This is a genomic window from Nocardioides sp., from assembly GCF_034670285.1.
Lineage (GTDB): Bacteria > Actinomycetota > Actinomycetes > Propionibacteriales > Nocardioidaceae > Nocardioides.
Genome location: NZ_JAXMNS010000190.1, coordinates 1 through 6,875, shown reverse-complemented (window position 1 = coordinate 6,875; position 6,875 = coordinate 1). Strand labels below are relative to the sequence as shown.

Below are 6,875 nucleotides of genomic sequence, written 5' to 3'. Positions count from 1 at the left end.
CGTCGGGCTCCGGCGTCCATGGCGCCGCGGGGGCCTCCGGGGAGTCCGTGGCCTCGGGGGCACCAGCGGTCTCGCGGGCGACGTCCACGACGACTTCCGCAGCCGCCGGCACCATCGAGGGCCAACCGGGGATCGGGTCGGTCAGCGGGTCACCGCCGATCCGGTCCTGGGCGGCGACGCGGCGCGGCGCGAACCCTGCGGCCTGCTCACGCGCGTAGGCGTCCAGCTCCTCCGGGGTGTACAGGCGATCGCTGGTGTCGGTCCGTTGCGGATGGTGCGACGGCTCGCTCATGGTGCTCCTACGGGTGGGGTCGGGCCGCCGAGCGGCCCAGGGGCTCCTGCCCTCATGTCCACTGCGACGCCCGATCAAACCTCTCGGGCGGCGACGATCAGCGGTCCAGGTGCCGCACGGTGGCGAAGCAGAACAGCCCGTAGGCAGCGAACCCCAGACCGATCGCGGCGAGGAGCACGGGCCCGAAGGGCTGCTCGAGCACGGTGCGCAGCGCCTGGTCGAGTCCGCCGGACTTCTTGGCCTCGTGCGTGGCCGCTGCATAGAGGAACAGGCCGCCGACCACCATGTACGAGAGCCCCTTGGCGACGTGCCCGGCGCGGCCCAGCCACTTGTACGTCGTGCCACTGCTGCCGCGGAGTCCCTGGTCGTCGAGGCGATCCAGGTAGGACTCCCGGTAGGCGACCACGAGCAGACCCACGCCGGCGGCGATGATTCCGACGCCGATCGCGCCGACGAGCAGCTGCCCGCCGGGGTTGTTCATCAGCGTCGCCGTCATCGAGTCGGTACTGCCGCCCCCGCCGCCGCTTCCGCCCTTGCCGCCCCCACCGGAGGACGAGCCCGTCGCGATGCTGATCGCGCTGTAGGCGATACCGGTGTAGACGATCGCCTTCCCGGCGGAGAGCAGTCGCTTGAACAGCCGCTTGGGGTCGTCCTCGTCGCGGTAGCCCAGGGCGGCCTCGACGAGGCGCCACACGACGAGCAGCACCAGGCCCAGCGCGAGCGCCCAGACCAAGAACTTGCCGAACGGCTGCTCGGCCAGCTGCTTGACCGCTCCCGTGCTCGAGGCACCGCCCTCACGATCACCGAGCGCCAGCTGCACCGCGAGCCAGCCGATCAGCAGGTGCACGACGCCGTAGGCGATCAGCCCGGCCCCGGCGATCTTGTCGACGATGTCGCTCTGGTGGGCCTCGCGGGCCTTGCTGTCACTCATGAAAGGTCTCCGAGGGCGCTCTCGATGGCGCGGTGAAAGGTCGGGTAGGCGTAGATCATGGTCTTCATGGTTGCCACGGGCACCTCGGCATGCACGGCAAGAGCGAGGAAGCCGAGGATCTCGCCCCCGGCCGGCCCCATCGCCGTGGCGCCGACGAGCACGCCGCGATCGGCGTCCTCGACCACCTTGATCACGCCGCGGGCACCGGGTCCGTGGGTGAAGCCGCGGGAGGTCTGGTCGAGCTGCACCGAGCCGACCCGCACCGAGAGCCCGGCGTCGCGCGCCTTCTCCTCGGTGAGGCCCACGCCACCGACCTCAGGATCGGTGAACGTCGTGTGCGGGACCGCGTGGTAGCGCGCGGCTGCGCCGTCCTCGTCGAGCAGGTCGCGCAGCGCGATGGACGCCTGATACATCGCCACATGGGTGTAGGCACCCTCACCGGTGACGTCGCCCAGCGCCCACAGCCCCTCGGCACCCTTCACCCGCAGGCGCTCGTCGGTCTCCAGCGTCCGGGCGCTGGGGTCCAGGCCCACGGTCTCGAGCCCGACGTCGTCGAGATTGGGCGTCCGGCCGGCAGCCACGAGGAGCTTGTCGGAGACCACCTGCTCACCTGAGGAGAGCCCGATGGTGAACGCGCCGTCGGCGTAGCTGACCGAGCTGGCGTCTGCTCCGGTCATCACGCGCATCCCCTCGCCGATGAGCACCTCCTCCAGCAGGGCGCCGGCCTCGGGCTCGTCCCCCGGCAGCAGCGTGTCGCCGCGCTGGACCAGGGTGACGCGCACCCCGAACCTCGCCATGGCCTGCGCCATCTCGCACCCGATCGGCCCGCCGCCGAGCACGACGAGCGAGCCCGGCAGGTCGGTCACCTGCACGGCGTCACGGTTGGTCCAGTACGGCGTGCCCTCGAGCCCGTCGATCGGCGGTGCGGCCGGGCGGGTGCCGGGGTTGAGCACGACGCCCTTCGTGGCTGAGTAGGAACGTGTCGAGCCGTCGGGGAGGGTGACCTCCACCTGCCGGGCACCGGTCAGCCTGCCGACCCCGTGCACGACGGTGGCGCCGGCGTCCTCGAGGCGCGTCACCGCGGTGGCGTCGTCCCAGCCGGACGTCGCCTCGTCGGTGATCCGCGCGGCCACCGGCGCCCAGCTGGGCACCACGGTCGCCTCCCCGGCGACCTGGTTGACCCGCGCGGCCTCGGCCAGGGCATCGCCGGCTCGCACCATCATCTTCGACGGGACGCACCCGTAGTAGGGGCACTCACCGCCGACCAGGTGCTTCTCGACGGCCACCACGGTCAGCCCGGCCTCGACGGCTCCGGTGACCAGCGACTCGGCTCCCGGGCCGAGGCCCACGACGATCAGATCGACTTCAGTGCTCATCGCCCCAACCTAGGGCCTGCTCGAGAGCCTGCCCTCCCCCGTGGGGTCGACACGTCGACCCATCGAGGCGAGCCCTGCTCAGAGCCCGGTCAGGACTGGGTGAGCGTCGCCTTCTGCTTCTGGATCGCGCCCAGGATGCCGTTGACGAACGACGGCGAGTCGTCGGTGGAGAGCTCGCGCACGAGGGTGGCGGCCTCCGAGACGGCGACGGCGTCGGGGACGTCGTCGGCGTACAGGATCTCCCACACGCCCAGACGCAGGACGTTGCGGTCGACGGCCGGCATCCGCTCGAGGGTCCAGCCCTCGGAGAAGTCGGCGAGCAGCTCGTCGATACGGGTGACGTTGTCCATCACCCCGCGCACCAGGCTCGCGGTGTAGGCGTTGGTCGGGCCCTCACCGGCCTCGATGGCGCGCTCGAGGGCGTCGGTGGCCGACTCCCCGCGCAGGTCGGCGGCGTACAACATGTCCAGGGCCCGCTTGCGGGCTTTCGATCGTGCTCCCACGGTGTCAGCTCGTCGTCGGGCGTCAGCCCTTGACGCGACCCATGTAGGAGGAGTCGCGAGTGTCGACCTTGATCTTCTCGCCCTGGTTGATGAAGAGCGGGACCTGGATCTCGTGGTCGGTCTCGAGCGTGGCGGGCTTGGTGCGGCCGGTCGCGGAGTCGCCGGCGAGACCGGGCTCGGTGAAGGCAACGGTCAGCTCGACCGAGGCGGGCAGCTCGATGAAGAGCACGCGGCCCTCGTTGGTCGCCACGACGGCTTCCTGGTTCTCGAGGAGGAAGTTGGCGTTGCCTCCGACGATCTCGGGAGCGATCTCGAGCTGCTCGTAGTTGGAGACGTCCATGAAGACGAACGACGTGCCGTCGTTGTAGAGGTACTGCATCGTGCGACGGTCGACGGTGGCGGTCTCGACCTTGGTGCCGGCGTTGAACGTCTTGTCGACGGTCTTGTTGGACTCGACGTTCTTGAGCTTGGTGCGCACGAACGCAGGACCCTTGCCCGGCTTGACGTGCTGGAACTCCACGACAGCCCAGAGCTGCTTGTCGATGTTGAGCACCATGCCGTTTTTCAGGTCGTTCGTGGTTGCCATGCGCGCAGGTCAGCCTTCTCAGTCGAGGATCGGGAGGTCGCCCGCGGCGCGCTGTGCAGCGCTGCTGGGCAACAGCAGCGAAGTCTATCGCTCCCCCGTGGCCCGTCCCATTCCTGAGTCGGGCCCGAGGGTGGCGACGACCTCGAGAGCCTGGCGGTAGCCGTCGACGCCCTGGCCTGCGATGACGCGCGCGGCGTGGGGCGTGACGACCGAGGTATGGCGGAACACCTCTGGCCGCTGGGTCGGGTCGGAGATGTGCACCTCGACCAGCGGGGCCTCGAGCTGCGCGCAGGCGTCGAAGAGCGCGTAGGAGTAATGGGTCCAGGCGGCCGCGTTGAGAATCACCGGGGTGGCCTCGTCGGCGGCGGTGTTGAGCCAGTCGAGCAGCTCGCCCTCGTGGTTGGTCTGGCGCACGTCGGCCTCGAGCCCGACCTCGCGGGCCCAGCCCACGCACAGCTCGACGAGCTCGGCGTAGGTCGTCGAGCCGTAGATCTCGGGCTGGCGACGCCCGAGGCGACCCAGGTTGGGTCCGTTGAGCACGAGCACCCGCATCGGTCAGCCCTCGCTCATCGCGACGAACGCCGCCCGGAGGTCGTCCTCCGAGGGCCCGGCGAGCACCGTCGGCACCCCGACGTCGGAGAGCACCACGAAGCGCAGCTGGTTGCCGCGCGACTTCTTGTCGAGCCGCATCGTGGCCAGCAGCTCCTCGAAGCCTGCGCCCTCGTACGACGTGGGCAGGCCGACGCGCGAGAAGGCTTCGCGGTGCCGCTCGACGATCTCGGCCGACAAGCCCGACGCGCGGTGCGCCAGCTCGGCGACGAACACGCAACCGATCGCGACGGCCTCGCCGTGGCGGATCTCGTAGTCCTCGGCACGCTCGATCGCGTGCGCCAGGGTGTGGCCGTAGTTGAGCGCCTCGCGGCCGGGGTGCGCGCCGGTCAGCTCGCTCCCGCCGGCCTCCTTGAGGTCGGCGACGACGACGTCGATCTTGACGCGGATCGCGCGCTCCACGAGCTCACGCAGCACCGGGGAGGAGGCGACGAGCGTCTCGGGGTCGGTCGTCTCGACGAGACGCAGGATCTCGGGGTCGGCGATGAAACCGCACTTCACGACCTCGCCGAGCCCGGCGACGAGCTCGTCGCGGGGCAGCGTCTCGAGCAGCGACAGGTCGCAGAGCACGCCGGCCGGCTCGTGGAAGGAGCCGACCAGGTTCTTCCCGGCGGCGGTGTTGACGCCGGTCTTGCCGCCGACCGAGCTGTCGACCTGGGCCAGCAGGGTGGTCGGGATCTGAATGAAATCGAGGCCGCGCAGGGCGATTGCCGCCGCGAATCCTGCAAGGTCGCCGGTCACCCCGCCGCCGAGGGCGATCACGACGGTCCGACGGTCGATGCCGAGGGCGAGCAGGCGGTCCAGCAGGTCGGCGACGCCGTCCATCGACTTCGCCGACTCGCCCGAAGGCACCGTCAGGGTGTGAACGACGGACGCGACGCCTCGCAGCGACTGTATCAACGCGGGCAGGTGAAGGGCCGCCACGGTCTCGTCGGCGACGACTGCGACCTTGCGGCCCGACACCAGATCGGCCAGCGCGTCACCGGCGCGATTCAGCAGCCCGGCACCGACGTGAATGGCGTAGCGGCGGTCGGCGAGGTCGATCTGGACGATCTCGACAGCACTCATGGTGCGACAGGCTTCACTGGTTCAGATGCGCGATCACTGCCTGATAGACCTTATCGACGGTCGTCTCAATGGGAACCCGACGGGTTTCGACCAGGATGTCGGCTTCGGCATAGACCGGGTAGCGGACGGCCATCAGGCCGCGCAGTGTCTCTTTCGGGTCGGCTGTCTTGAGCAGCGGGCGGTTGGAACGCCGGGATACCCGTTCGTAAAGCGTGTCGATATCCGCCTTCAGCCACAACGACATACCCTTTTCCCGTATGACAGCGCGGGTATCGGCAGCCATGAAGGCGCCGCCGCCGGTGGCCAGGACATGGGGCGTGCGGTCCTCCAGCAATCGTCGGATCACGCGCCGCTCGCCGTCCCGGAACGCGGCTTCGCCAAGTTCCTCGAAGATTTCGGGAATGGTGCGCCCGGCAGCGGTCTCGATCTCGACGTCGGCATCCAGGAAGTCGACGCCGAAGCGCTGGGCCAGGCGCCGTCCGATGCTGCTCTTGCCGGCTCCCATCAGGCCAACCAGGACCAGGGTTCTCGGCAATCGGGTGACGTGTGGCGGCGAGATCACGACCGCCGGGCTCGATTCGGGCGCGTCCATCCGGGCTTCGCTGGCCGAGCTCATGGGAGATCTCCCGCAGAGCGCGGCGGTTTCGCCTCGCGTTGCGTCGGATTCCCTCGATCGGTACAGTGCCGTGGTCGCGCCATAGTCCGACGGTACCACACGCTTCGCGGCGGTCGCCATACTGGGCTCGGCCGGCCGGCAGGGCTTCGGGCCCGTCGTTGTGCGGAACTGTTCACCGGATAGGCCTTTGGCCATGCGTTTTCTCGCCGTCCTGCTGGTAGTCCTGGTCCTGCTTTTTGGGGGCGGTGCCGCGTTCCTGATGACCTGGGATATTCCGCCGCCGACCGCGCCCGTCCAGAAAGTGATCCCGAATGACCGCCTGCCGAAGTAGAAACGGTATGCGCCTGCTCGTCGGACTCGGATTGCTCGTTGCCTCGGCGCTCGTCGATCCGAACATGCCCCAAGCCCAGACGCGCGGCCCGATCCTGCTGGGACCGCCGACGCCGCTTTCCCCCGGTAATGATACGCTGGTGACGCCGCCGGCCCCTCCGCCGATCCTTCAGCCGATCCCGGAACGTGCGGCCCCCCGAACCACGGCGGATGGCTCAATCCGGATCGAGGGTCTGAAGCGACTGACCGTCGACGCCGCCGGATCGCTGACGCCGGACAGCGGCGGGCTGCGCACGGATCTGTGGGCAGGAACGCCCGGACCGATCGCGCTTCGTCTGGTCGCGTTGCTGCCGGCCGCGCCCGACAGCCGGGCTCTGCGCGATCTCCAGCGCCGTCTGCTGCTGTCCTCGGGACCTGCACCGGCTGACCTGCCGACCGAAGGCGCGCTTCTGGTGGCTCGTGCCGAGCGCCTGCTGGCCATGGGCGCCCTCGATGAGCTTGCCGCCTTGGCGTTGGTTGCCCCGGGGCGAGACGATGAACCGGAGATTGCCCGCGTCCTGGCGG

At 69.8% G+C, this 6,875-nt stretch carries 9 protein-coding genes and 1 pseudogene; 2 read left to right on the top strand and 8 right to left on the bottom strand.

Annotated elements, in window-relative coordinates:
• From VOI19_RS10940 to VOI19_RS10905, 8 genes and pseudogenes are all read right to left on the bottom strand, one after another.
• Nucleotides 1-292 (bottom strand): annotated as a pseudogene (locus VOI19_RS10940) (hypothetical protein); the annotation flags it as partial.
• Nucleotides 293-389: 97 nt separating this feature from the next.
• A complete protein-coding gene (locus VOI19_RS10935) occupies nucleotides 390-1,223 on the bottom strand; it encodes a DUF1206 domain-containing protein (RefSeq protein WP_323792999.1) in 834 nt (277 codons plus the stop codon).
• Nucleotides 1,220-2,599 carry an NAD(P)/FAD-dependent oxidoreductase gene (locus VOI19_RS10930; protein WP_323792998.1) on the bottom strand — a complete coding sequence of 460 codons (1,380 nt, stop codon included), beginning with the start codon at nucleotides 2,597-2,599 and terminating at the stop codon, nucleotides 1,220-1,222. The genes VOI19_RS10935 and VOI19_RS10930 overlap by 4 nt, the downstream gene beginning before the upstream one ends.
• Nucleotides 2,600-2,688: 89 nt before the next feature.
• Nucleotides 2,689-3,102 carry a transcription antitermination factor NusB gene (gene nusB, locus VOI19_RS10925; RefSeq protein WP_323792997.1) on the bottom strand — a complete coding sequence of 138 codons (414 nt, stop codon included), beginning with the start codon at nucleotides 3,100-3,102 and terminating at the stop codon, nucleotides 2,689-2,691.
• A 22-nt stretch (nucleotides 3,103-3,124) separates the two neighbouring features.
• On the bottom strand, nucleotides 3,125-3,688 hold the full coding sequence (efp, locus tag VOI19_RS10920; protein ID WP_323792996.1) for an elongation factor P: 564 nt from the start codon (nucleotides 3,686-3,688) through the stop codon (nucleotides 3,125-3,127).
• Nucleotides 3,689-3,772: 84 nt separating this feature from the next.
• The gene (locus VOI19_RS10915; protein ID WP_323792995.1) at nucleotides 3,773-4,240 is read right to left on the bottom strand and encodes a type II 3-dehydroquinate dehydratase; all 468 of its coding nucleotides are present in this window, start codon (nucleotides 4,238-4,240) and stop codon (nucleotides 3,773-3,775) included.
• A 3-nt stretch (nucleotides 4,241-4,243) separates the two neighbouring features.
• A complete protein-coding gene (gene aroB / locus VOI19_RS10910) occupies nucleotides 4,244-5,365 on the bottom strand; it encodes a 3-dehydroquinate synthase (RefSeq protein ID WP_323792994.1) in 1,122 nt (373 codons plus the stop codon).
• Between the two features lie 13 nt (nucleotides 5,366-5,378).
• Nucleotides 5,379-5,981, bottom strand: a complete 603-nt coding sequence (locus VOI19_RS10905; protein ID WP_323792993.1) for a shikimate kinase — start codon at nucleotides 5,979-5,981, stop codon at nucleotides 5,379-5,381.
• A 193-nt stretch (nucleotides 5,982-6,174) separates the two neighbouring features.
• On the opposite strand from VOI19_RS10905, the gene VOI19_RS10900 reads away from it, so the two are divergent.
• Both VOI19_RS10900 and VOI19_RS10895 read left to right on the top strand, forming a co-directional pair.
• Nucleotides 6,175-6,312 (top strand): hypothetical protein, encoded by a 138-nt coding sequence (locus VOI19_RS10900; RefSeq protein ID WP_323792992.1) that lies wholly within the window; start codon nucleotides 6,175-6,177, stop codon nucleotides 6,310-6,312.
• Nucleotides 6,313-6,319: 7 nt separating this feature from the next.
• The coding region (locus VOI19_RS10895) for a hypothetical protein (RefSeq protein ID WP_323792991.1) at nucleotides 6,320-6,875 on the top strand (556 nt) is incomplete at its 3' end.